Source organism: Paenibacillus sp. J22FR21 (assembly GCF_056269135.1).
Map to the genome: position 1 here is coordinate 885909 of NZ_JBWDNJ010000002.1, position 22505 is coordinate 908413.

Below are 22505 nucleotides of genomic sequence, written 5' to 3' on the forward strand. Positions count from 1 at the left end.
GTTATTTATTCGTTATTGTAGTCATTGCGTTTAGGTTTAGGCGTTGGCACCGTAAATCTTTGGCGCTGGAGAGGCCGCAAATAACTTGGTCGATACTTGACCACGCTTAACGATGACCGAATAAAACTGTCGGCAAAATCTCGGTATCGAAACGGGAATGCAGGAGCTAAGTAAGGCATACCCAAAGATTTTAATCGCAGCAAGTGACCTAAGAGTAAGACGATTCCAATTGCAATGCCGAAACCACCCCAAGCCGCAGCCAAGAACATCAATGGAAATCGCAGAAATCGGATCGTGTTTGCCATTTTGAATATGGGTGTTGCAAATGAAGGAAGGGCAGAGAGAGCAACGATGATGATCAAGATGTTGCTGGTGAGCGCGGCTTGAACGGCTGCCGTACCAAGTACAATACCGCCGACAATGCCAAGCGTTTGTCCGACTTTGGTAGGCAATCTAACCCCGGCTTCACGCAGCATATCCACAGTGAATTCCAAAAGCAGCACTTCAATAATCGGTGCAAACGGGACGTTCGTTCTAGATTCAATAATCGGGCCTAATAAAGATTGCGGGATAACAGAATAATGATAGGTAAGCAAGGCAACATAGAGGGGCGAGGCAAGAATGGAGAAAGCAACTCCCAAATACCTTAAACACCGGAAGAAAGAAGCTAATATCCATGGCAGGTAATAATCTTCAGGCGAAGCGAAAAAATCAAACACCGTGCTTGGTCCAGATATGACATAGGGAGATCCACTGCTTAATATGGCCACTTGGCCGTTAAGGACATTAAATTTGGCACGATCAACACGTTCCGAAGACATAAACAATGGGAAAGGTGAATTGGGGTTATCTGCAATGATTTGATCCAGAATCGAGCTGTCAAATAAGACATCAACATCAAGTTCCTTAATTCTTTGTCTAACCGTATCAACAAGCTGAGGATTGCAGATTCCTTCTAAATAAACAATCGTTACTCTTGATTGTGAAATCGAACCTAAGATTTGTTCCTCAAACCGCAGTTTATCTGTAATAAGCTCTTTGCGAAGCAAATTGAGGTTTGTGTCGATATCTTCAACAAAGCCGACTTTCGGTCCGATTACGCTGTATTCGTTATCCGCCTCATTGTTTCCCCGATATCCGCGTTTCTGATCCAGGATGTTAATTAAGAGGCCTTGATTAAGATCAGGTTCCAGTTGAACGAAAATAAAGCCTTTAATCAAATGTTGGGTAATCTCGTCTAAATTAGACGATAACTTGATATTTTCCAGCGGAATCATTTGTTGCAGCGTATCAAGACCGGTAATGCAAGTTTCCGAGATTTGAATCCGGTGTAAGATCTCATGGTTAATAAGTTCTAGGTCTACAATGGCCTGCAAGTAGGTAAAATGAATCCGTTTATCATGGACGCTATGTACAGATTGCACAAAATCATTCGATTTGATGGTGGCTTTGAGCACCTCGTTTACGCTCTCTGGGATATAGGATCACGCCTTTCCGATAACATTCCTCCTTATTATGAGCCTCGGTCAGGTTTGCTATTCCCATTGAATGACAGGACAACGAGTAAGAATAAAAGCCCAAAGGCTTAGGGGCCAAGGGATTTTATTCGGCGTATACTTGATTCTTCTCAAATAAGTGTTTGACCTGATCTGCCATAAATTGCGAGGAATGCGGCATTCGCTGACGTATCCACCACTCTACAATGCCTATGAAAGCAGAGGCCAAGAACTGCGCTTTCAATTCCTTGTCGATCACGGGTAAATTGTCCGGCTGCTCCATCTTATCCATCAGACTGACAGCGATAAAACGAAGCAACCGGTCGCGGAAGAGGAAAACTCGTTCATTGGAAAACGTAGTAAAGAAAAACGAGAAATGGTCTTGTAAATAATCAAAAACCGGTTTGGGCTCTTGAACCATTCCGCGGCTAGACGTACTGACTTCCCGATTCTTGCAGCGCGAGATCAATTCGTTGATATGATCCTCCATGCATGTATCCAGAAGATCGTACTTGTCCGTGTAGTGCAGATATACAGTACCGCGGTTCACATTAGCCCGCTCCGCGATCTCATTGATGGTGATTTGTTCAAATTCTTTCTCCGCATAAAGCTCCAGAAACGACTTCATTATGGATTGCTTGGTTCGGAGAATGCGGCGGTCGGTTTTTACTTCATTATCCACTACTTCCGTTACCTCCTTGAGATAATCAACAATGCTGAGCGCACTGTTGAATATGAAACAATTGCGAATCAATCAACCATTGAGTAAACAGGGTTACTGTCTATAATAGTAATCAACGGCCGTTAAATATTCAACACGCGTTCAATAACGCGTCATAAGAAGGAGCATATACAAATGGAAAACATACACAATAAAGTGATCATCATAACGGGAGCTTCAAGCGGAATAGGCGAAGCAACAGCAAAATTGTTGGCGCAAAATGGCGCAAAGGTCGTTCTTGCTGCCAGACGAGAGGAACGTCTTCAAGCTATTGTTAATGACATTAAACAAAGTGGCGGCGAAGCGGTTTCCGTACGAGCTGATGTCGTTTCTTCTGAAGATATGCAGAAGTTGGCTGCATTTACTATAAGTGAATATGGCCGTATTGACGTGTTGGTGAATAATGCAGGTGTCATGCCGAGTTCCAGGCTGCATGAACTGAGAGTCGACGAATGGGATCAAATGATCGATGTGAATATTAAAGGTGTATTGTACGGAATTGCAGCGGTTCTTCCTACTATGCGGGAGCAGCAGGCCGGTCATATCATTAACTTATCCTCTACATCCGGGTATCAGGTGTCCCCGACATCTGCCGTCTATGCGGCTACTAAGTTCGCAGTCAGAGCTATTTCCGAAGGATTGCGGCTTGAAGAGTCAGCGACTTCGCGTATTCGATCAACAGTGATTGCTCCGGGTCTGACCAACACCGAGCTTTTTGACACGATTACGAGTCCGGAAGTGCAGATGCTTGCCAATCAAATCAGCGACAAAGGGATTTCTCCTGACCGTATTGCCAGAGCGATCGCATTTGCCATTAACGAACCGGATGACACATTAATCAGCGAAATTATGGTGAGGCCGACTGCCATGTAAGGAGAAGCGTGTTTGGACGAAACCTTGGGATCAAGCTCTGTCACTTAGAGGTGACAAGTGCTTGGTCCTATTTTGCTTGATCATATTGCCAGGACACCTGAACTTCTGCTAAGATGACTAAACATATTAAATTGATTTAATAAGTTGTTCCAACTATAGAGATGAGAGGCTTGATCATGGATGACGAATATGTTTAAGACGCCAAGCGAAATCAAAGAACCATTAATTTCTCGCATCCGAGCTGGACTTATCATGATGGGAAGCGCGACGAAAGCGGAGCTCAGTCAGCGATTAGGAATCAGCTTTCCGACAATCAGCAAGTTTCTGGTCCAGATGGAGAACGATGGAGAAGTCCTGTTTACAGGCAATGATGATTCCAGTGGTGGCAGACCGGCGAAGCGGTACACTTACGATCCGGAATACATGCTCGGGCTAGCTATCTTTATCGAGAAGAACGAGACGAATTATTCCATATTCAATTGTGTCGGGGAGATCAAGGAGCAGGGGATTAAGCCAAGCGTTTTACAACAAGATGCGCTGCAGCTTGGTGATCTTATTGAGGGACTGATTGAGAAATATCCGAAGCTGCGTTCCATCGCAATCGGAGTCCCCGGGGCCGTTGACAACCTGGGGAAAATCATCTTTATCCCGCCTTATGAGCATTTCCTTGATTATGATCTGAAAGAGGAATTCGAATCCCGCTTCCAAATCCCGGTCGTCGTGGAGAACGATATGAATGCATCGGTGCTTGGGTATGCGTCGAACTTCGAGATCGAGAACGAATCGCTTGTTTATCTGTATTTCGGTCAGTACGGGCCGGGCTCGGGCATCATGATCAATGGTGATGTCGTACGAGGCAGCACGTTCTTCTCGGGCGAGATTTCTTTCGTTCCTCTCTATGATCGTCAATCCTTCGGTCAGTCGCTGAGGCTCGAAGAGAGCAATGAAGAGGTTGTTTTGGCTGCAGACAAACAGATCGATGCCTTAGCTCGTTTAATTGCGACATTCACGGCCATTCTGAACCCTCGGGCAGTCGTATTTTGCAATGATGAGGTAGACGAAGCATTCCTGGCAAAGCTCGGTAAGCTCAGCTCGACCTATATTCCGCAGAAACATTTGCCAACGCTTGTGATAAGCGATAGAAATCAGGATTATTTAGCAGGCTTGCAGCAATTGGCGTTAAATGTGATGATTACGGATTGCTGCTAGAGAGGATGACGATATGGCTTCTATTTTTATAATCATTATCTATCTGGCATTTATTAGTCTGGGCATACCGGATTCCCTGCTTGGATCTGCGTGGCCTGTAATCGGACCGGATATGGGGGCATCCTTCGGATTCGCGGGGATCTTGTCCATGGTTATAGCCGGGGGAACCATCCTATCCAGTCTTGTAAGCGGGAGCTTGGTTCAGCGAGTAGGGACGGGGAGAATCACACTAATCAGCTGCTGCCTGACTGCAGGAGCACTGCTTGGTTTCGCTTCGGCACCTTCGTTGATCTGGCTTGTCTTGCTAGCCATTCCGCTTGGATTAGGCGGAGGTGCCATTGATGCGGCCCTTAATCATTATGTAGCAGAGAATTATAAGGCTCATCATATGAACTGGCTGCACTGTTTCTGGGGGCTAGGGGCAACTATCGGACCTATTATGATGTCTTATTATATTGCCGAACACGATTCCTGGCGAGATGGTTACACTGCGGTATCGATCATACAGTTCACCCTCGCAATCGTATTGTTCGTTACGCTCCCCCTATGGAATCGTGTCGCTGCAAGTATAGATAACGAACCTCAATCGGGTACGATTCAAGAAGAGCGGGTCGGAACGGAGCTTTTCGACAATACCGCCAATTCCAAGACGAAAATTCTGCAGATCAGAGGCGTTAAACAGACGCTGATCGCTTTCTTGTTCTACTGTGGGGTTGAAGCTACGATAGGCTTATGGGGAGCCAGCTATCTGGTAGGGGCAAGGGATATGACAGCCGAGACCGCGGCCGGTTGGGTTTCTTTGTACTATGGCGGCATAACCTTGGGAAGGCTGATAACCGGGTTTATTACGATGAAGGTGAGCAATAAGGTGTTAATCCGGAGCGGTCAGATCATGGCCGTTGCTGGCGGGCTCATGCTGCTGCTTCCGTCACCATTCTTCTTGGTTGGACTTATTCTAATTGGGCTCGGCCTCGCTCCTATTTATCCCGGCTTGCTTCATGAAACGCCTGCGCGGTTTGGACGGGTACATTCCGCGAAGCTGATCGGATATCAGATGGCAGTCGCGTATACGGGAACAACGCTACTCCCACCTCTGTTTGGCATCATTGCTACGCAGACGAGCATCGTTTTATTTCCTGTTATTGTGCTGGCTTTTCTTGTTATCATGATGATAAGCGCTGAGAGAGTAAACAAGCTGTTGAGAGGAGCCGCTTCATATGTTCGATGACTCGAATAAAGGCACACTAGCAATTCCTTATACGGTCAGAGCATCATACCCCGTCCGTGCCGGAAATGTGCTTCGCCCGCTAATCGATGGGGAACCTGCATTCCGCCGGGTTTGCGAAGCAATGGAGCAGGCCAAACACAGCGTTTGGGTAACGGTAACGTTCATGTGGGCGACATGTAACATGCCGGATGGAAGAGGCACGCCTCTCGACGTCCTTAATCGTGCGGCTGAGCGAGGGATCGACGTACGCATCATCTTCTGGCGTCCCGATTCCCGAACGGAACATTTGAAAACGAATGCTTTCTGGGGAGCGTCCGAACATGTGGATCGGTTAAGGGAGCGGAATTCGTCTGTTAGCATCCGCTGGGATCAAGCAGAACCGGGATTTTGTCAGCATCAGAAGAGTTGGCTTATCGATGCGGGCACGGAAACGGAGACCGCGTTTCTCGGAGGGATCAATCTTAATCCCAACTCTGTGGTCGCACCGGGCCATCGTGGTGTCACAGGTCAGAACCATGATGTGTATATCGAGCTTACGGGTCCTTCCGTGGTCGATGTCCATCATAATTTCGTGCAGCGGTGGAACGAAGCAAGTGATCGGGACTTGCCGGATGGGCGATGGGGTGCAGGCAGCGAATATGATCTCCCGTTTCCCAATAAAGTACCTCAGCATAGAGGAAATACCCTTGTCCAAATCCAACGAACGATACATAACGGCCGATATGTGGATGGGCATGCGACTCCTCTTGGTTCCGACTATCCGATTGAAGCAGGCGAACGATCGAATTTCGAGCAGTATTGTGCGGCAATCAATGCGGCACGCAGCTCGATCTATATAGAGAATCAGTCTGTGTCCGTACAGGAGATTATCGATTGCCTGCATCAGGCTCTGCTGCGCGGCGTGGAGATTGTTGTCGTTGTGCCGGCGGAAGATGACAAGATTCCGGAATGTTTGGCCAATCTAGCTGCATTCGATCATTTCACATTGGCAGGCATCGCCGGATTAGGTGACAACGGTAAGCGCAACCCCGTTTGGGTTCATTCGAAGCTAATGCTTGTCGACGGAGAGTGGGGCACTGTTGGCTCATGCAACTTGCATCAATATTCACTGTTTGGCAATTGTGAAATGAACGCCGCTTTCTGGGACAGCAAGGCGACGCGCAATCTGCTGGATCGATTAATTCATGAACATCTTGATCAAGACGTGTCCGGGCTAGATGATCGCGCTGCATTGCAGCTCTTCGGTGTAATTGCCAGAAGTAATCGTAGACTCTTTGATAGTGGCGATAGCAGCTGGCAAGGTCTCGCATTTCATCTAGTTCCCTAAACTACAGCAAGATTCGATACCTATGATGCTTGGTCCTTATCGAACTGATCCCCTCAGGATCAGTTTTTTGTTTTCCCTGATTAAAGGAAATGGGGAGGATTGTGGGATCAACGTGATGAATACCTACAGGATGATAGCCAAGTTGGGAGTTATTGGAACTGAGCTTGCTTATCAAATCGTAACGAGAAGCCGCCGAGTCGGCACTGGAGGATTCTATGAATATTTCGGGTATTCAATCGGATTGGAAAGTGGAACGAATCGAATTCACCAAGTTAACGGGAGAACGAGCGAGAAGTGCGGGGGCCAATGGCAGAATCGGCATTCATGGCAAAACGTGCTCGGTGGACATCGCCAGAATTACCATTGATGGACAAACAGGCTATGGTAGTTCGATTCATATCACACCGGAATGGGCAGAAACCATAATAGGACGCCGATTGGTTGACTTATTCGACGATCGGGGAAGACTGAGGGAAGAATATCGGCTTCAATTGGAATATCCCCTTCTGGATTGGTTGGGGCATAGACTCGGAAAGCCGGTATATGACTTGGTAGCTGGCACACATTTCGAGAGGGGAGTTCCCCTGATCGTTCCTTGCTACGATACTTCGCTTTATTTCGATGACTTGCATTTGCCCGATGAGAGCTCCGCAGTTGCGTTGATGCAAGAACAAGCGAAACAAGGGTATGACAAAGGTCACCGTCACTTCAAAATAAAAGTCGGCCGAGGCGGGCGTCATATGCCACTCTGGGAAGGGACGAAACGAGATATCGCGATTGTGCAAGGGATCTCGGAAGTGGCAGGTCCTACGGGTAAGATCATGATCGATGCGAATAATGCCTATAACTTGAACTTAACCAAAGAGGTATTGGCAGCGCTCTCCGACGTGAATCTATATTGGCTGGAAGAAGCGTTTCATGAAGATGATGCGTTGTATGAAGATCTGAAGGACTGGCTCCGTAAACGTGGACAGCAAGTACTGATCGCAGACGGAGAAGGGCTCGCTTCACCTCATCTTGTTGATTGGGCGATTCGTGGCCGTCTCGATGTGCTGCAATACGATATTATCTGGCCCGGCTTCACGCATTGGCTGGAATTAGGCCAGAAGTTAGATGCACACGGTTTGCGGTCTGCGCCACATTGTTACGGCAATGCCTATGGCATCTACGTGTCCGGACATTTATCAGCCGGGGTGCGCAACTTTGAATTTGTCGAGTACGACGACATTACAATTGAAGGAATGGATGTATCCGGGTATCGTGTTGACAATGGAGAGATGCATATTCCGGCTTCATCAGGTTTTGGAATCGTCTTCGACGATGAACTTGTGTCTAGCCTTGTTAAACGTTCCGGGTGGTCCAAGTAAACCGCTAACTACAGAAGGAGTAACCAGCTTTGAAACGTAAAATTATTTTGGACCTAGCAGTTACTTTAGATGGATTTATAGAAGGGGCAAATGGGGAAGTTGATTGGTGCATAATGGACCCTGAGATGGGCTTTACGGATTTCTTAAATCAAATCGATACGATTTTTTATGGTAGAAAAAGTTACGATTTATGGGGCCAGTATGCGCCGGAGAATGAACAAAGTGAAGCTGATAAAGCGATGTGGGAGCTTGTCCATAGCAAAGAGAAATATGTGTTTTCTAAGACACAGTCTCGTACTGACAACAAAGCAACTTACATTAACAGCAATATTCTTGAAGAGGTTAACAAATTAAAGAATCAGCCCGGCAAAGACATCTGGCTGTATGGAGGAGCTAGTCTAATTACGACTTTTATCCATTCTGGTCTTGTCGATGAGTTTAGATTATCCGTTCACCCTGTTGTATTGGGAGCAGGTACTCCGATGTTTAATGAGATTAAGCAAAGGTTGAACCTAAAATTAGTGCGTACAAGGACGTTCTCATCCGGGGTTGTGCAATTAGTCTATATTCTCGAAGTGTAGGCGTCTGTACCCGAACCATTTGATCCCCTCCAAACACCCAATCCAATGCACGAGCCGGGACATAACATACAAGGTACGTTAAACCCAGGAGGTGCATTTCATTGTCCGGTCATGTAGGTGGAGCTTTTACTAGCGCGGGAGTTATTCTGGTGCTATTTATCCTTTTAGTCATTGTAATCTGTGGTTGCATGGGAAGTGGCTTAGGAGGATATGGTGGCGGTCCTTCATACCCAGTTGTTGGCGGAGTAAACAAAGGGTATTAATAAATATTCACATATCGTTACGAGAAGGTGTCCCAGTCATTCATAATGACTGTTGGACGCCTTTTTGGCGTCTGGTAGTAAATTAACCGATCTACACATTTGGGACATATGTCCTTTTCAGAATCATCCGCTCGGCGTTAAATAAGGAGAGCATGATGGTTGAGGAGGAAGGTAAGGGATGAAAGGAATACTACTCGCTGTATTAGGCGGCATATTTATAACCCTGCAAAGTACAGCAAATGCAGTGATCGGGGATCAGATTGGAACATGGCAGGCTGCAGCTCTTACGCAAGGAACAGGGTTTGCGGCGGCTATGCTCATTGTATGGCTAACAGGAGATCGATCGTGGAGGAATCTAAAACGAGTGAAGCTGCATTATCGTTTCGGCGGAGCGCTTGCAGCCTTCATTATATATAGCAATATTACAGCATTCCACCACAATGGAGCTGCGGTCACGGTGTCGGCGATGTTAATAGCTCAGATTCTCGCGACGCTCGGGATGGAGAAGGCCGGATGGTTCGGAAATCTGGAGCTTCGCCTGCGAACACCGCAATGGATCGGCATTATGCTCATGATAACAGGCATCTTATGTTTATCCTTCTAAGCGGCCAGACTAGCTAATAGGAAGAGGTGCGGGAATGAAGGAATTGGATGCTGATCATATCGAAAACTACCTTACTCACTATGCGCTCGACAGGGTTTTCCCGAATGCGTTGAGACAGCATTTGGTGTTGTACCGGTTTGATCCAGAGGAAGCCCTTTGTAAACAGGGCGAGGTACCGGAACATATATTTATGCTCGTTCACGGAAAAGTAAAGGTGTATACGACGTCAACGGAAGGGAATACATTGCTGCTTGGCTTTACTACACCGCTTGATGTCCTTGGAGAAATTGAATGTCTGAGCGGGAAGAACATTCTCAATACGGTAACGGCTGTAACGACGGTGGAGGCGATCGGCTTTCATATACGCTGGCTTCCACTCTACCGGGAAGAAGTAGCGTTCCTGCAGTTCATGTTGAAAATGATTTCGGAGAAATTTTATACCAAATCGGAAGCGCTGAGTTTTAATCTGCTCTATCCGGTCGAAATTCGGCTTGCCAGTTACTTGCTCTCGGTGTCGACACCGTTAAATCCTAAGGTCAGTACGGCGAATTTAAGAGATATGGCGAACCTGATCGGAACCAGCTATCGTCATCTGAATCGGGTCATTCTGAACTTCTGTCGCCTGCAGCTGCTGGAGCGAAGTCGCGGGAAGCTGGTGATTAGAGATCGATTAGGACTCGAAGCCGCGGCCGGACGAAATATATACGAGAATGGTGATCGGAGGGAATGATTTTGTTTGTAGGCATTTTATTAGCATTAATAGCGGGGATGCTTGTCAGCGTGCAAACCTTGTTCAATAACAAAGTGAGTGCTGCTGTTTACTCTCATACGACTACTGCGCTTGTGCTGGGGATGGGATTTATGGCATCGGTTGGCATGGGTTTGGCGGTTGAAGGCGCGGAATTTCTGCACTGGCACGCGATGCCGAGCTGGTTCTGGTTCAGCGGGTTAATCGGAATCGGCGTTGTCACTTGCGTCGTCAAGGGCGTTAACCTTATTGGCCCAAGCGCTGCGACTGCGATCGTAATGGCTTCACAAATGGTTTGCGCGGTATGGTGGGACTCTGCGGGATGGTTCGGACTAGAGGAAGTACCTTTCACTTGGCAACAAGCAATCGGCATTACTGCACTGATTGCCGGACTTATTTTATTCAAATTCAACCCTAATTTTTCCATGCATCGTTTCTCTTCCTTTAAGAGATAGTGTTAATTAGGAGGAAGAAGACATGCTGAAAGGTAAGGGAATTCATCGATTGTTCCTGATTGGTATCGCCTTATTGATGTTGTTTAGCGATACCGAGCAGGCTTGTGCACGAACAGGAGAGCTATCTTCTGTTCAGCTAGTCGTCAAATCATCGCCGGATGCAGCCTTGGTATCCACGATGTTAATTGATTCTGAGAAGTGGGTCGACGCGATTACAGAAGGCATAACCCTACAAGCTGCATATGTCCCGATTTCAGATACATACTTAATGGTTGATGATAAAAGCTACAGTATTGACCAGTCCTACCACTTGTACGACGTAGAGAACTCGAGGACAATTCAACTTCGAGGAGATATGCAACGATTGCTTAAAGCCCAAATCATGGAACTGAAATTAAAGCATTATGGTCAATTGTTATCGTGGCCCGAAGCCAAGCAAATCATCACGATGAAAGCGATATTCACCGTCGTTGATCTGGAAACCGGGCTGCGGTTTGAGGTTCAGCGAAGAGCGGGAAGTACGCATGCTGACGTTCAGCCGTTAACGAAGCATGACACAGCCATGATGAAGCAGATTTATCAAGGAAAATGGAGCTGGAGAAGAAGGGCCATTCTTGTATTGAAAGACGACCAAGCGATTGCCGCTTCCATGCACGGCATGCCGCATGGGGGAGATGGTATCCCGGATAACGACTTTAACGGGCATTTCTGCATTCATTTCCTGGGGAGCAGCACGCACAAAACCGGGAGCGTCGATCCCGATCACCAGACGATGGTTCATAAAGCAGCCGGCAAGCTCCAACAATATGTGCAGCAAACTTCGCCAAAGGACGTTGTGGAGCTGTACTTTATCGCGATCAATCAGCGGGATCCCGAAGTCATGACGATGCTTTTCCCGTACCGCAACCATGAGCAATTGGAGCGCTTGAAGCAGGTGGCAGCCGGCATTATTGCCATCCGTAGAGAGTCTGATTACGCGAATATCGAAACTTCTGATCTGCTCGCGATCGATTTACCGGTCAGAGCGGTGATTTACCGGGATGGATTTCGTAAAACGGAGAAATCGTTTGTATTTCAAATGCGCAGAACAACGGTCTGGCAAGCTTGGAAAATCGATTATGTGGAGAACGCCTTATGAAGTGGCTCTTAATGACAAGTATAGTGTGCATGCTCCAGCCGAGCGGAAGCACAAGCACGGAGCATTTATCCGTGTCACTTCGGGGGCAGTCTTCCGTCGTCATCTACCGCGATGATTATGCATCACCAGGTTTCACGATGGTGGATTTGGACAAGTTGGACCAACTAATTAAGAAGCTGGATCGGCAAAGCTATGAGTCATCTCGAAACGCAGTGATTAATGATCGAGGGGGAATTACGCCTGAACAGTATGGACATCGCCTCGATAAGAAGCTGTTTACCGAGAAATTTTATGCGTTCTTCTATGGTACCGGTACATTCGCATTCGATGCACCGCTTGCCACCGTCTATCCGCGAGTTGACCGCGAGCTGCTCGCGGATATTAAGCAAAAGCCAATCGGCCAGTATGCTACTTATTACAACAGCCGTAACAAGAACCGTTCGCATAACATCGTACTGGCGGCAAAAGCGATAAACAATACAGTCATTTTCCCAGGGGAGACGTTTTCTTTCAACAAAGTCGTTGGCAGGCGAACGAGAGAAAAGGGATATCTGGAAGCACCGGTCATCGTCAGAGGCGAATTATCGGAAGGCATCGGCGGCGGGATTTGCCAGGTCTCATCCACGCTGTTTAATGCAACTGACCGCGCCGGACTGCATATCGTCCAGCGCTACTCGCACAGCCGAAACGTACCGTATGTAAGGCCGGGGCGCGATGCGACGGTCAGCTGGGACGGCCCTGATTTTGCTTTCCAGAATCGCTATAACCAGCCGATCCTTATTCGTGCTCAGGCGGTTCCGGGCAAATTATTCGTGGCCGTCTATTCCTCCGAAGTCATCGAGTTCAAACCGCGCAGCGTGCCCGGCATGTCTTTCGGACATCTGCCGGAGGAAATCTCAGCATCCGCAGAAGAGAAGGAATGGCTTGATCCGTATATGGACTGGATTCGATGATGCTGATGCTGTAATTCATAATAACCGGAGGACTCTCAAGGTATGAGAGTTCTCCGGTTATTTGTGTAGGTGTTTAACCTACGCTCATCCGCAACTTTCTATGGGAATTTCCGTCAAATATATGTAAGAAAATAGAAAATTAGTCGGGATGTGGCTGTACTCAAGGAATGGATCTTACTTTCGCTAGGCTTAGTATTACTGGGTAGTCCGCTGCTAACGAATACGCATGCGAATGCTTCACCTGCGTTGTCTGATTAATTGATAGAGAGGGGCAATTTATCCATGACTGATTATACAGAAAGTAACCGCGCACATTGGAACGCACGTACTGCAGTCAATGCCATAAGAAACGATGTAGAGGGATTCAAAGAAGGCAAAACCTCCTTAGGTCCAATTGAACTCGAGGAGCTAGGCGACGTGTCGGGGAAGTCGTTGCTGCATCTCCAATGTCACTTTGGTTTGGATACGCTGTCCTGGGCACGTCTTGGTGCGCAGGTTACCGGGGTGGACTTCTCCGAGGATGCGATATCACTCGCAGAGCGTTTAACTGAGGAAACAGGGCTTGATGCACGGTTTCTCTGCACGGACATCTACGAGTTGCCTCAAATACTCAACGAACAATTTGATATCGTATATACAACTGGAGGCGTATTGTTTTGGCTATCTGATCTGGATAGGTGGGCGAAGATCGTAGCTCAGTTTCTTAAACCTGGCGGCGTCTTTTACCTGCAGGAGGAGCATCCGTTTCTCAATGTCTATGATGACTCTCCCGGTGTGACGGATTTACGCACCGTTTACCCTTACTTTCATACGGAGCAACCTATTCAGATCGAGGGTCTCATGCCATACTCTGACCCAGCGGTAAACCAGAGGAGCGTCGAATTTGTCTGGAGCTTCAGTTTCAGTGATATTCTAAACGCATTAATCGCCGCTGGACTGCGTTTGGATTATCTGCATGAGTTCTCTCACAGTTCGAACAAACGATTCCCGTTCATGTCGCAGGGCGGAGACGGGGGGTGGCGATGGAACGACTCCGACAACCATATTCCTCTCACGTTCTCAGTGCAGGCCACCAAGGGATAATGGAGATCCAATGAATAATCGAGGAAGTTCATAACAATATTATAGATTGCAGGAAAGAACGACTACAGGAGGGGAATGAAATTAATTACCAAGCATCAAAGGGTATTCTTGACAAGAAGGTTGTGCTTATCACAGGTACCGGGGGAGGCATGGGGCGCGTCGCTTCAATGGTTTTTGCGCGAGAAGGTGCAAAGGTGGTCGGATGCGATATCCAGACCGAAGCCAATAACGAGACGGTCGAGATGGTACGTCAAGCCGGCGGAGAGATGACGGGCATCGCACCGATCAATCTTACTGAACCTGAACAAGTGCAACGCCTCGTCGAGGATGCCGTGGCCGCATATGGCGGGCTCGACGTGGTATACAACAACGCGGCCATGCAGCGTTTCGGGCCAATGCCTGAGTTCTCAATCGAAGATTGGCGAACGACCATAACCGGCGAGCTTGACATCCCTTTCTTCGTATCCAAGTTTGCATGGCCACACTTGGTCCGGCGAGGTGGCGGCGTCATCATTAATGTGGGGTCCGTTGCCGGTATGATCGCCGGTGAGACTCCTCCGATGGTCGCGCATTGTGCAGCGAAAGCAGGCGTCATCGGTTTGACACGACAGTTAGCTCTCGAAGGCGCAAAGCATGGAATCCGCGCAGTAACCATTAGCTCCGGGCCTGTCTTGACCCCAGCGAGTGATCGCGACCTTGGAGACAATCAAGCAGCTCGCGACGCAATTACTAGCAAAACGCTCCTGAAGCGCTTCGGTCAACCTGAGGAGATCGTCGAGCTCGCTGCCTTTCTCGCGTCTGACCGAGCGGCTTACATAACAGGTGCCAATTACGCGGTCGACGGCGGCGCGTCCGCTTGGTAAGCTAGCTGACAGCGTCCCAAAGTTCAAACCATGATGGCTGCCAGTTGGAGCTCCCTTAGAAGTAAACAGGTGAAAGATGAACAACCTGTTGCTGTCTGGGGAGCTTTTTTATATTCACCCAGGATGATCTATCATAGATATAAACTATCATAGTCATAGTTAAGACTACATTGATCTATGAGGAAGCATTCCGTTATAGTGGGTTCAAAGTGATTCATAACCAATGAGAATATGCGGAATAGTAAGCATGAAAATGTAGAAAGAAGGCCGTAAATATGGAGTTAAGACAGTTGGAGTACTTCATTGCAACCTGTGAGGAATTACACTTTACCAAAGCTTCCGTCAAGCTGGGGATCACCCAGCCTTCTTTAAGTCATCAAATCAAAGCACTCGAAGACGAGATTGGCGTCCCGTTATTCGACCGAATCGGCAAGAAAATTGCGATCACCGATGCCGGGATGATTCTGTATAAGCAGAGCAAGCTAGCATTCGGCAATCTAGCCAATGCCAAAGAACAAATTCAAGAGCTGCAGCAAATTGAGCGAGGCACTTTATCAATCGGTGCACTTCCAGGCGAGCTAAACCAATTAGTCTCGAACTTATTGCTTGATTTCCATCGCGAATATCCCAAGGTTCGACTCAAAATCTTCGGTGTCGAGGATGTGGTACACCGCATCTTGCAGAACGAATTGGATTTGTCAATTACGATTCTGCCGGTCGAGGACGAACGCGTGCAAGCCATCCCCCTGTACAGCGAGAAATTTTATTTTGTTGCAACAGCGCAGCATCCTTATGCGGGCCGTACAGCAATTGATTTTGACGAAATTCTGAATGTGCCGATTGTGATGTTTCCGGAAACCCATCGATGCCGCCAGCTCGTTGATATGACATGCACCATCGCTGGATTAAAGCTGAATCCCTTGATCGAAACGACAACCATTGAATCGTTATTCGGACTCGTTCGTTCGGGTGCAGGCGGCACGGTATTATCGAAGACGTTGCTTGAAATGTACAATTACGATGATTTACTCGCTATTCCGGTTCAGAAACCTACCTTGTGCAGAGAGGTAGGAGTCGTGTATCTCCGCGATAAATATATGGGGAAAGCTGCGCGTGGATTTATTGAACTGTTGACTTCACATATAAAGAGTCTGAAGCAAGACAAGCTAATGGAGGGCTGTGACAGTGAGGAATCATCATAGTTACAATCTATCATTATCATAGAAACAACGATATTGATCTATCATTTCGAATTTCATACAATGAGGCAACAGGATAGTTAGTCACATGAAACGAAGGAAGTGATGATCACTCATGCAAACCATGACTGACGTACCGCAGCAAAAAGGCATCGGTTCAGTTCAATTTTTACCTGTTAGTTTATTCGCGTCAGTTATGGGCATTTCAGGTCTGTCATTGGCTTGGAGACAAGCAAGTAAGCTCTTTGGCAGCTCTCTGGTTATTGCGGATAGCATTGGCATTGTTGCTATTCTACTATTTGTCGCATTAAGTACAGGATATCTCTCGAAATGGATCTTGTATCCGCATAAGGTTAAAGCTGAATTCATGCATCCGGTATCCGGGAATTTCTTCGGAACGATCACAATATCCTTGTTGTTGCTGTCCACTGTTATTGGCAATTTTAGTCAAGCAGGCGGGCAGGTCATTTGGATTATCGGCACGATATTGACGTTAGCACTTTGCGTTGTCATCGTTGCGCGTTTATTGAACGGGAATCACGAGCATGGTCATGTTGTTCCGCCTTGGTTGATTCCGGGGGTAGGAACGATTGATATTGCAGTTGCCGGCGGGACGATGCCTTTCCCATGGGCATATGAAATTAATCTGTTGTCACTTGCAATTGGCGGATTTGTCGCTTTGATATTCCTGACTTTGATCTTATCCAGATTAATTCATCATGCTCCACTGCCAGCAGGGTTAGTGCCTTCCATGATTATCATGATTGCGCCGTTTGAGGTCGGATTTCTGGGCTATACAAACATCCAACAGAAGATTGATCCGTTTGCCTCTATATTGTTTTACTTTGGTCTATTCTTATTCATTGTCTTATTCTTCAAAGTGTTTCGAAAGTCGAACCCTTTTAGCGCTTCTTGGTGGGCAATTAGTTTTCCGATAGCTGCTCTGAGCAATGCGGCTTTGAAATATGCCTTATTTGTAGATTCCTGGCTGTTAATTGGCATCTCTGCAGTTGTATTGGCGTTTCTAAGCATAGTATTGATTGTTCTGTTTATCCGAACGATCAACCTGTTATTTAATGGGAATCTGCTTAAGGGATAGTTTCACTACAACAAGAAAGGATGGATAACGATGCTGTGGACTACACTTCAATTTGATGTCGAATTTGATAATGCGATGCTCTTCGGTCAATATGTGATGGTCGTAAGCGATAAGAAAACCTCAGGTGGGGGATTATTAGAAGGGTATGATGAGAATAACGTCCGGATAAATGGCAAGTCGTATTCTCGAACGCAAGCTACGTTCATTCAGATGCCTCCTCCTGAGATGCAAATTGATTTTGCACAGGAATCTTAATAAATAAGCGATAGGCCGGCTTCGGAGAGGAGAAGAACCATGTCTTGGAATATAATGAAATCCAGAGGATTTGTATCGGCTTATTTATTAATCATTGTTATGCTGGTAGGATCTGTATGTCTTCAGCAAAGGGATATTCTGTTCCCGGAAATTGCCGGGATGGCCATGGGTGTCATGGTATTACCGGTGCCGCATTGGATCAAGAAGCCTGTCCATTTGTGGTTGTCCCCGACACTGGGTGCCTTTATTGGAACTTCGATGAATCATTTATCAATGTCCCCTCTTATGAAAATTTGGTTAGGACTTGTCCTAATTGTCATACTCATGCATGTATTTCGCATCAATTTCGGACCCACTATACCTGCTGCATTGCTACCGATTTATCTGGGTCTTACTGATTATACATTTGCGATTTCAACTGCTGTCTTCACGTTTGTCATCATGCTAGCTGCTTGGAGAATGAGCAAACCGGACAAGCAGTCCAGCGTGCCGATCAAGTTTCGTAAGAAGACAGATACGATACTAATAACCTTGATATTAGCCATTTGGATTGGCATGGCATTTGCTACAAATCTTGAAGTTTTAGTGGTTCCGCCAGTTTTTGCTCTTATTTTCGAGCAGTTCCATGCGAAGGATTTTTCTTGGAAATTGATTCCACAGCGTTTAGCGGTACTAACGATTACGGCTGCGCTTGCTGTTGTCCTCTATCACTTGTTGGATGGCTCGATCATCTGGGTTGGGGTCATTAATGTGTTGATTACTTTCATTCTTTGTAAACTTTTCAAAGCTCCTGTACCTGTAGCGTTTGGAGTCTCGTTGATGCCGCTTATCGTACCGGCTTGGGGTTCATGGTGGTTCCCGGTTGGTGTCTTTGTCACAACGGGTACATTGATGTGTATTTCTGCAGCCTATCGGCAACTCAGAAGAAGATCGGACTAGAGGTATCAAGCGATGAACGACTCCATTGTTCGTAAAATAACGAAAAGTTCCAAACGAAAATCGTTATATCATTTCACGAGAGTCCGAAATTTGCCATCAATTGCGCATTTGAATGCTTTGTATTCGCCGAATGAAGTTGATCCCACCCTATCAGACGGACGACGGATCGCGAGAAGAGAAATTCAATATCACGGGCATACGTTGGTAGCCAATGCTCATCTTCGAATTTCGGAGCAAATGATGGATCCCGGAACAACGCTGCATCAATTTTACCACCATCTGGATCGGCATGTTTTCCTATGGCCGACGCATAGGGATTGCCTGAAAATGCTGGAGATGTATGCCAGAAGAGAACCGGAAGAAGCTTTTGCCGTCTTACAATTGGATGCTTATCTGCTCCTTCATGACTTCTACTATGCCGTTAAGCTGTCGAAGTACGATTCAGGGAGCTCGCCTCGGTATCCTAACCGCTGCTCCTATAAGAAAAGTTTGCGAATGTTTCTGCCGGCAGACCAATTCGAGGGATTTCGTGCACACGATGTTCCGATCAAGCCTTCCGAGATCCGGGAGGTCCTTGTGGAAGGGGCAGTAACGAATTTGACCCGATATTTACAGGCGATCTATTGTAAGGACGTTTCGGATATTAAAGGGGACTGGGGGAAGTATGCCCAGCCCCTCAACAATTTTATGAACTGATTGCAATTCATTAGCTCATTCTATAGATCGACGAAATCATACATGCTATTGTCTTCATAGTAGGATTTGTTTACTAGTGTGAAGGTGGTGGCTGATCATGTTAACCATATTGCCGGCGAATGAAGCGTCATGGGAAGACTTAGAGCTTGTACTTGGCCCAGTCAAATGTCACTCTGTGCGCTGCTATTGCCAACGATTCAAGATTCCTTCATCCCAGTGGAACCTGATAGACGATGATGAACGCGCTTATCTGCTGCGAATCCAGTCGGAGTGTGAGAACCCGAAATCCGGTACAACCAGTGGGCTTGTTGCTTACTTCGACAAGGAGCCTGTAGGAAGGTGTGCGATCGAGCCGCGAATGGCATTTCCGAACCTGTTAAACAGCCGAATGCCTTGGACGGGACGAAACGAGGATAAGAACAATGAAGGGGTTTGGGCTATTACTTGCTTCATTGTTCGCACAGGCTATCGCAAGCGGGGGATCACTTATGAGCTGACACGAGCAGCCGTACAATTCGCAAAGCAGAGAGGCGCTCATGCTGTAGAGGGTTACGCAATGATTACCACACCGGATAAAGAAATTACTTGGGGTGAACTCCATGTCGGCAGTCGGAATGTCTTCGAGGCTGCAGGTTTCAAAGAGCTGACTAGACCAAGCAAGCGCCGTGTTGTCATGCGAATTGACTTATAGTTAAACGACTTTCAAGAAGCGATATTCGGCATTGCCCATATGATCTTACAGGGACACCCTCCAATTGGACGGGTGTTCTTCTTGTCTTGCAATGGCAATCGAACATTTCAAGCTTTACTAGTGAAATGACTCAATCGTTCTTCCTCTTAACTGTATACCCTAGTAAGGATGGAAATTAGAAGTTTCCATGGTATAGGAGGATGGAGGAGCGATGAAAATTATCGTAAACGTTAGAGAGATAAAGGAATTTTTCGATGGACTTGCTCGTCTGCTGATACCAAACGCAGCACGGCCGCCTGCAGTGGAATCTGGCGTATTCGATGCTTCAAATACGTTCATAGCTGAAATCCGTCAGGCCGTTCGAGAGGAATTGGCTTCTGCCCTGCTTGAAGAGCGCGGTAATGTCGGCTCTACCGGCTTTAACAAGCTTGGACGAGTGATTGAGCCATTCATTGGCAAATCGGCTGAACTGTTAACGCCAGCCGGTACAGTCGAAGGGACAATCATGAAGGTTGGCGACGAATTTCTAGTCGTACGAGAACATGGAGGGACAAGTGTAATCGTTCCGCTGGAACAGCTGGTCACCTTTCAACTAGTTGGAAAGCAGGTGGAACGATGATGATGGAAGAGCTGCAATCGCTCGTGAACAAAGAGGTACAGGTCGCCAGTGTGTTGGAGACGATCAGCGGGACGCTTGTGTCCGTTGATGCCGTATCAGTGACGCTCCGCACATCGGAGCTTTTCGGTTATGAGAGCGGCAGCTATGCGATCATACAGCTGCGCTTCATTTCTTATATTCGGCTGTTATAACCATTGTGGAGAATGAGGGAGGAGAGGCAAGTGTCTTTTCAACGTGTGCCGGGACTCGTAAGTATTGTCACTACCGTTTATAACAAAGTTCCGTATTTGACGGATTGCTTGACGAGCCTGCTGAATCAGACCTATTCGAATTGGGAGCTCATTCTTATTGATGATGCATCCGCTGACGGGTCTTATGAATTTGTGATGAATTGGCTTAACAACAATGAGCCATCATTACGGGATGGCAAGGGGATTTGTACGCTGCGGCTCCCGCGTAATATTGGCTATGCAGGCGCCGTAACGGTTGGTATGTATTTGGCCAAAGGTGAGTTTATCGCCATCCAGGATGCAGATGATCTATCCCATCCGGACCGTCTTGCAAAGCAAGTCCGTTATATGAAAAACAATCCGCAAATCGATCTGCTCGGAACGAACTACGAGGTATTCCAGGATGGTCAGCCAGAGCGCCGTATGCCGGTGTATTGGCTGAAATATGGCGAGCAAATCGGGAAGGTCTATGCGAAAGGCGGCCATTGCATCTGCCATGGAACAGCGATGTTACGTGGATCCGTGTTCGATGAATTAGGCGGACATACAAGGCGTATTGAAGGCGCCGAGGACTATGAGTTTATAGCGAAAATAATCAAGCCGGGAGCAAGGAACGTGGACAATATGCGGGAGGTGCTGTATTACTACCGCAAGCATTCCTTGCAGCGTTCACGCAAGTATTTCGGCAAATCGCAGTCGGAGCATGGCGACTATGAGGCATAATCGTCGTCGGATTCGATTGTTAATGGTGATGGACAGTCTAGCAGTTGGCGGCACGGAAACCTATGTGCTTAGCCTGGTGAAGGCTTTTCCATCGCTCGGCGTCATACCTGTATATGCCGGCGGAACCGGCGTGATGTATGAAACCTTTGCACGTGCAGGGTGCCCAATCCATCGCGTAGAGCTTAAGGCGGAGCAACTGTTGGATCCGGAGCGGCAGGAGCAGGCAAAGCATGCACTCACGCAAATTATGCGGAGCCGAAAGATTGAAGTGGTGCATATTCACCAAACGCCGTCAGGCTTGTTTGCAGCGGAAGCGGCAAGAAAACTGGGTATCCCGGTCGTGTTCACGGTACACGGCGCTTATTATCCACCGGATCAGCTTCAGCTGATGAAGGCTGCGGGATGCACCTTCGTTTGTGTGAGTCTTCCGGTACAAGCTTATCTGGAGCGTCAGGGTATTTCGTCACAGCTGATCGCGAACGGAATTGATTTTGACCAGTATCGCTCTGAATCTTCAGCCGCACTGCGAGCCAGTCTTCGCATTCCGGAAGGCGAGAAAATTGTGGTTTACGCATCTCGTCTGGCGTGGGACAAGGCAACGGTATGCGGCATGCTTGTACGTGCTGCACGGACACTGCGCTTAGCCGAGGCTATGCCCCTGCATGTCGTTATAGCGGGTTCAGGTAATCAAGCGGCTGCCATAGCTGAACTGGCCGAAATGGTGAACCTCGAATGCAACGCGCCTTTCGTCCAGCTGGTAGGTAGCCAAATGCAAATGCGTGATTACTACAATTTAGGCGATCTTGTCGTCGGAACCGGACGCGTTGCTCTTGAGGCTATGGCTTGTGGCAAGCCTGTGCTGGCTATTGGCAATCATGGATATTTTGGCTTCGTGGAAGAGCCTGTGTTTGCCGAAGCGTGGCACTATTACTTCGGCGATCATGACTCCAAGGAGCGTCCCTCCGAACAGCGAATCGGAGATGCGATCAGCGAGATATTCGCCTCCGCTGACAAGATGGAGGAAATGGGGCGACAAGGGCAGGCATGGGCGAGGTCGAACTTTCAAATCCGCGACAAGGCGCATCAGATGACGCAGCTGTACAATTCCTTGCTTCGGTGATTTATGGGGATGGAGTGAACATGAC

Annotated in this window: 25 protein-coding genes; 23 read left to right on the plus strand and 2 right to left on the minus strand. The window is 47.5% G+C overall.

The annotated features are described in order from the left end of the window. Window positions 1-5: 5 nt before the first annotated feature. Together AC0YNS_RS09810 and AC0YNS_RS09815 are read right to left on the minus strand one after the other, a co-directional pair. A complete protein-coding gene (locus AC0YNS_RS09810) occupies window positions 6-1457 on the minus strand; it encodes a spore germination protein (protein ID WP_475780798.1) in 1452 nt (483 codons plus the stop codon). 145 nt (window positions 1458-1602) lie between these two features. Beyond that, window positions 1603-2178 (minus strand): TetR/AcrR family transcriptional regulator, encoded by a 576-nt coding sequence (locus AC0YNS_RS09815; RefSeq protein ID WP_475780799.1) that lies wholly within the window; start codon window positions 2176-2178, stop codon window positions 1603-1605. Window positions 2179-2352: 174 nt separating this feature from the next. On the opposite strand from AC0YNS_RS09815, the gene AC0YNS_RS09820 reads away from it, so the two are divergent. The 23 genes from AC0YNS_RS09820 (at window position 2353) to AC0YNS_RS09930 (ending at window position 22480) form a co-directional block, all read left to right on the plus strand. Continuing rightward, entirely contained in the window at window positions 2353-3090 is a 738-nt protein-coding gene (locus AC0YNS_RS09820; RefSeq protein WP_475780800.1) for an SDR family oxidoreductase, read from the plus strand. 180 nt (window positions 3091-3270) lie between these two features. Continuing rightward, a complete protein-coding gene (locus AC0YNS_RS09825; protein ID WP_475780801.1) occupies window positions 3271-4299 on the plus strand; it encodes an ROK family transcriptional regulator in 1029 nt (342 codons plus the stop codon). Window positions 4300-4312: 13 nt separating this feature from the next. After that, on the plus strand, window positions 4313-5527 hold the full coding sequence (locus AC0YNS_RS09830) for an MFS transporter (protein ID WP_475780802.1): 1215 nt from the start codon (window positions 4313-4315) through the stop codon (window positions 5525-5527). Further along, window positions 5517-6854 (plus strand): phospholipase D-like domain-containing protein, encoded by a 1338-nt coding sequence (locus AC0YNS_RS09835; RefSeq protein ID WP_475780803.1) that lies wholly within the window; start codon window positions 5517-5519, stop codon window positions 6852-6854. Before AC0YNS_RS09830 ends, AC0YNS_RS09835 begins: the two co-directional genes overlap by 11 nt. Window positions 6855-7069: 215 nt before the next feature. Further along, window positions 7070-8221: an enolase C-terminal domain-like protein gene (locus AC0YNS_RS09840; RefSeq protein ID WP_475780804.1), complete on the plus strand. Its 1152-nt coding sequence runs from the start codon at window positions 7070-7072 to the stop codon at window positions 8219-8221. 29 nt (window positions 8222-8250) lie between these two features. Next, window positions 8251-8802, plus strand: a complete 552-nt coding sequence (locus tag AC0YNS_RS09845; RefSeq protein WP_475780805.1) for a dihydrofolate reductase family protein — start codon at window positions 8251-8253, stop codon at window positions 8800-8802. Between the two features lie 441 nt (window positions 8803-9243). Further along, window positions 9244-9669 (plus strand): DMT family transporter, encoded by a 426-nt coding sequence (locus AC0YNS_RS09850; protein ID WP_475780806.1) that lies wholly within the window; start codon window positions 9244-9246, stop codon window positions 9667-9669. Between the two features lie 34 nt (window positions 9670-9703). Further along, window positions 9704-10399, plus strand: a complete 696-nt coding sequence (locus AC0YNS_RS09855; protein ID WP_475780807.1) for a Crp/Fnr family transcriptional regulator — start codon at window positions 9704-9706, stop codon at window positions 10397-10399. Then, complete coding sequence (locus AC0YNS_RS09860; protein WP_475780808.1) at window positions 10396-10872, plus strand: DMT family transporter; 477 nt, start codon at window positions 10396-10398, stop codon at window positions 10870-10872. The genes AC0YNS_RS09855 and AC0YNS_RS09860 overlap by 4 nt, the downstream gene beginning before the upstream one ends. A 22-nt stretch (window positions 10873-10894) precedes the next feature. Further along, a complete protein-coding gene (locus AC0YNS_RS09865) occupies window positions 10895-12010 on the plus strand; it encodes a hypothetical protein (RefSeq protein ID WP_475780809.1) in 1116 nt (371 codons plus the stop codon). Continuing rightward, window positions 12007-12963 (plus strand): VanW family protein, encoded by a 957-nt coding sequence (locus AC0YNS_RS09870; protein ID WP_475780810.1) that lies wholly within the window; start codon window positions 12007-12009, stop codon window positions 12961-12963. Before AC0YNS_RS09865 ends, AC0YNS_RS09870 begins: the two co-directional genes overlap by 4 nt. 282 nt (window positions 12964-13245) lie before the next feature. Then, the gene (locus AC0YNS_RS09875) at window positions 13246-14046 is read left to right on the plus strand and encodes a class I SAM-dependent methyltransferase (protein ID WP_475780811.1); all 801 of its coding nucleotides are present in this window, start codon (window positions 13246-13248) and stop codon (window positions 14044-14046) included. Between the two features lie 122 nt (window positions 14047-14168). Next, a complete protein-coding gene (locus AC0YNS_RS09880) occupies window positions 14169-14909 on the plus strand; it encodes an SDR family NAD(P)-dependent oxidoreductase (RefSeq protein ID WP_475780812.1) in 741 nt (246 codons plus the stop codon). A 275-nt stretch (window positions 14910-15184) separates the two neighbouring features. Continuing rightward, entirely contained in the window at window positions 15185-16111 is a 927-nt protein-coding gene (locus AC0YNS_RS09885) for a LysR family transcriptional regulator (protein ID WP_475780813.1), read from the plus strand. Between the two features lie 112 nt (window positions 16112-16223). After that, the gene (locus AC0YNS_RS09890; RefSeq protein ID WP_475780814.1) at window positions 16224-17207 is read left to right on the plus strand and encodes an SLAC1 anion channel family protein; all 984 of its coding nucleotides are present in this window, start codon (window positions 16224-16226) and stop codon (window positions 17205-17207) included. 30 nt (window positions 17208-17237) lie between these two features. After that, a complete protein-coding gene (locus tag AC0YNS_RS09895) occupies window positions 17238-17462 on the plus strand; it encodes a hypothetical protein (RefSeq protein ID WP_475780815.1) in 225 nt (74 codons plus the stop codon). 39 nt (window positions 17463-17501) lie between these two features. After that, window positions 17502-18401, plus strand: a complete 900-nt coding sequence (locus AC0YNS_RS09900; RefSeq protein WP_475780816.1) for a hypothetical protein — start codon at window positions 17502-17504, stop codon at window positions 18399-18401. A 12-nt stretch (window positions 18402-18413) separates the two neighbouring features. Further along, entirely contained in the window at window positions 18414-19097 is a 684-nt protein-coding gene (locus tag AC0YNS_RS09905; protein WP_475780817.1) for a DUF7002 family protein, read from the plus strand. Window positions 19098-19194: 97 nt separating this feature from the next. Beyond that, window positions 19195-19788, plus strand: a complete 594-nt coding sequence (locus tag AC0YNS_RS09910) for a GNAT family N-acetyltransferase (RefSeq protein ID WP_475780818.1) — start codon at window positions 19195-19197, stop codon at window positions 19786-19788. A 211-nt stretch (window positions 19789-19999) separates the two neighbouring features. Next, entirely contained in the window at window positions 20000-20407 is a 408-nt protein-coding gene (locus tag AC0YNS_RS09915) for a hypothetical protein (RefSeq protein WP_475780819.1), read from the plus strand. Next, on the plus strand, window positions 20404-20598 hold the full coding sequence (locus tag AC0YNS_RS09920) for a hypothetical protein (RefSeq protein ID WP_475780820.1): 195 nt from the start codon (window positions 20404-20406) through the stop codon (window positions 20596-20598). Before AC0YNS_RS09915 ends, AC0YNS_RS09920 begins: the two co-directional genes overlap by 4 nt. Window positions 20599-20628: 30 nt before the next feature. Further along, window positions 20629-21360: a glycosyltransferase family 2 protein gene (locus tag AC0YNS_RS09925; RefSeq protein ID WP_475780821.1), complete on the plus strand. Its 732-nt coding sequence runs from the start codon at window positions 20629-20631 to the stop codon at window positions 21358-21360. Continuing rightward, window positions 21350-22480, plus strand: coding sequence for a glycosyltransferase (locus AC0YNS_RS09930; RefSeq protein WP_475780822.1), 1131 nt, complete (start codon window positions 21350-21352; stop codon window positions 22478-22480). Before AC0YNS_RS09925 ends, AC0YNS_RS09930 begins: the two co-directional genes overlap by 11 nt. The last annotated feature ends 25 nt before the right edge of the window (window positions 22481-22505 follow it).

Bases quoted from the DNA above. Each gene is read 5' to 3' on its own strand.
- AC0YNS_RS09820 (WP_475780800.1), top strand. From the start codon at position 2,353: ATGGAAAACATACACAATAAAGTGATCATCATAACGGGAGCTTCAAGC.
- AC0YNS_RS09825 (WP_475780801.1), top strand. From the start codon at position 3,271: ATGACGAATATGTTTAAGACGCCAAGCGAAATCAAAGAACCATTAATT.
- AC0YNS_RS09830 (WP_475780802.1), top strand. From the start codon at position 4,313: ATGGCTTCTATTTTTATAATCATTATCTATCTGGCATTTATTAGTCTG.
- AC0YNS_RS09835 (WP_475780803.1), top strand. From the start codon at position 5,517: ATGTTCGATGACTCGAATAAAGGCACACTAGCAATTCCTTATACGGTC.
- AC0YNS_RS09840 (WP_475780804.1), top strand. From the start codon at position 7,070: ATGAATATTTCGGGTATTCAATCGGATTGGAAAGTGGAACGAATCGAA.
- AC0YNS_RS09850 (WP_475780806.1), top strand. From the start codon at position 9,244: ATGAAAGGAATACTACTCGCTGTATTAGGCGGCATATTTATAACCCTG.
- AC0YNS_RS09855 (WP_475780807.1), top strand. From the start codon at position 9,704: ATGAAGGAATTGGATGCTGATCATATCGAAAACTACCTTACTCACTAT.
- AC0YNS_RS09860 (WP_475780808.1), top strand. From the start codon at position 10,396: ATGATTTTGTTTGTAGGCATTTTATTAGCATTAATAGCGGGGATGCTT.
- AC0YNS_RS09865 (WP_475780809.1), top strand. From the start codon at position 10,895: ATGCTGAAAGGTAAGGGAATTCATCGATTGTTCCTGATTGGTATCGCC.
- AC0YNS_RS09870 (WP_475780810.1), top strand. From the start codon at position 12,007: ATGAAGTGGCTCTTAATGACAAGTATAGTGTGCATGCTCCAGCCGAGC.
- AC0YNS_RS09875 (WP_475780811.1), top strand. From the start codon at position 13,246: ATGACTGATTATACAGAAAGTAACCGCGCACATTGGAACGCACGTACT.
- AC0YNS_RS09885 (WP_475780813.1), top strand. From the start codon at position 15,185: ATGGAGTTAAGACAGTTGGAGTACTTCATTGCAACCTGTGAGGAATTA.
- AC0YNS_RS09890 (WP_475780814.1), top strand. From the start codon at position 16,224: ATGCAAACCATGACTGACGTACCGCAGCAAAAAGGCATCGGTTCAGTT.
- AC0YNS_RS09895 (WP_475780815.1), top strand. From the start codon at position 17,238: ATGCTGTGGACTACACTTCAATTTGATGTCGAATTTGATAATGCGATG.
- AC0YNS_RS09900 (WP_475780816.1), top strand. From the start codon at position 17,502: ATGTCTTGGAATATAATGAAATCCAGAGGATTTGTATCGGCTTATTTA.
- AC0YNS_RS09905 (WP_475780817.1), top strand. From the start codon at position 18,414: ATGAACGACTCCATTGTTCGTAAAATAACGAAAAGTTCCAAACGAAAA.
- AC0YNS_RS09910 (WP_475780818.1), top strand. From the start codon at position 19,195: ATGTTAACCATATTGCCGGCGAATGAAGCGTCATGGGAAGACTTAGAG.
- AC0YNS_RS09915 (WP_475780819.1), top strand. From the start codon at position 20,000: ATGAAAATTATCGTAAACGTTAGAGAGATAAAGGAATTTTTCGATGGA.
- AC0YNS_RS09920 (WP_475780820.1), top strand. From the start codon at position 20,404: ATGATGATGGAAGAGCTGCAATCGCTCGTGAACAAAGAGGTACAGGTC.
- AC0YNS_RS09930 (WP_475780822.1), top strand. From the start codon at position 21,350: ATGAGGCATAATCGTCGTCGGATTCGATTGTTAATGGTGATGGACAGT.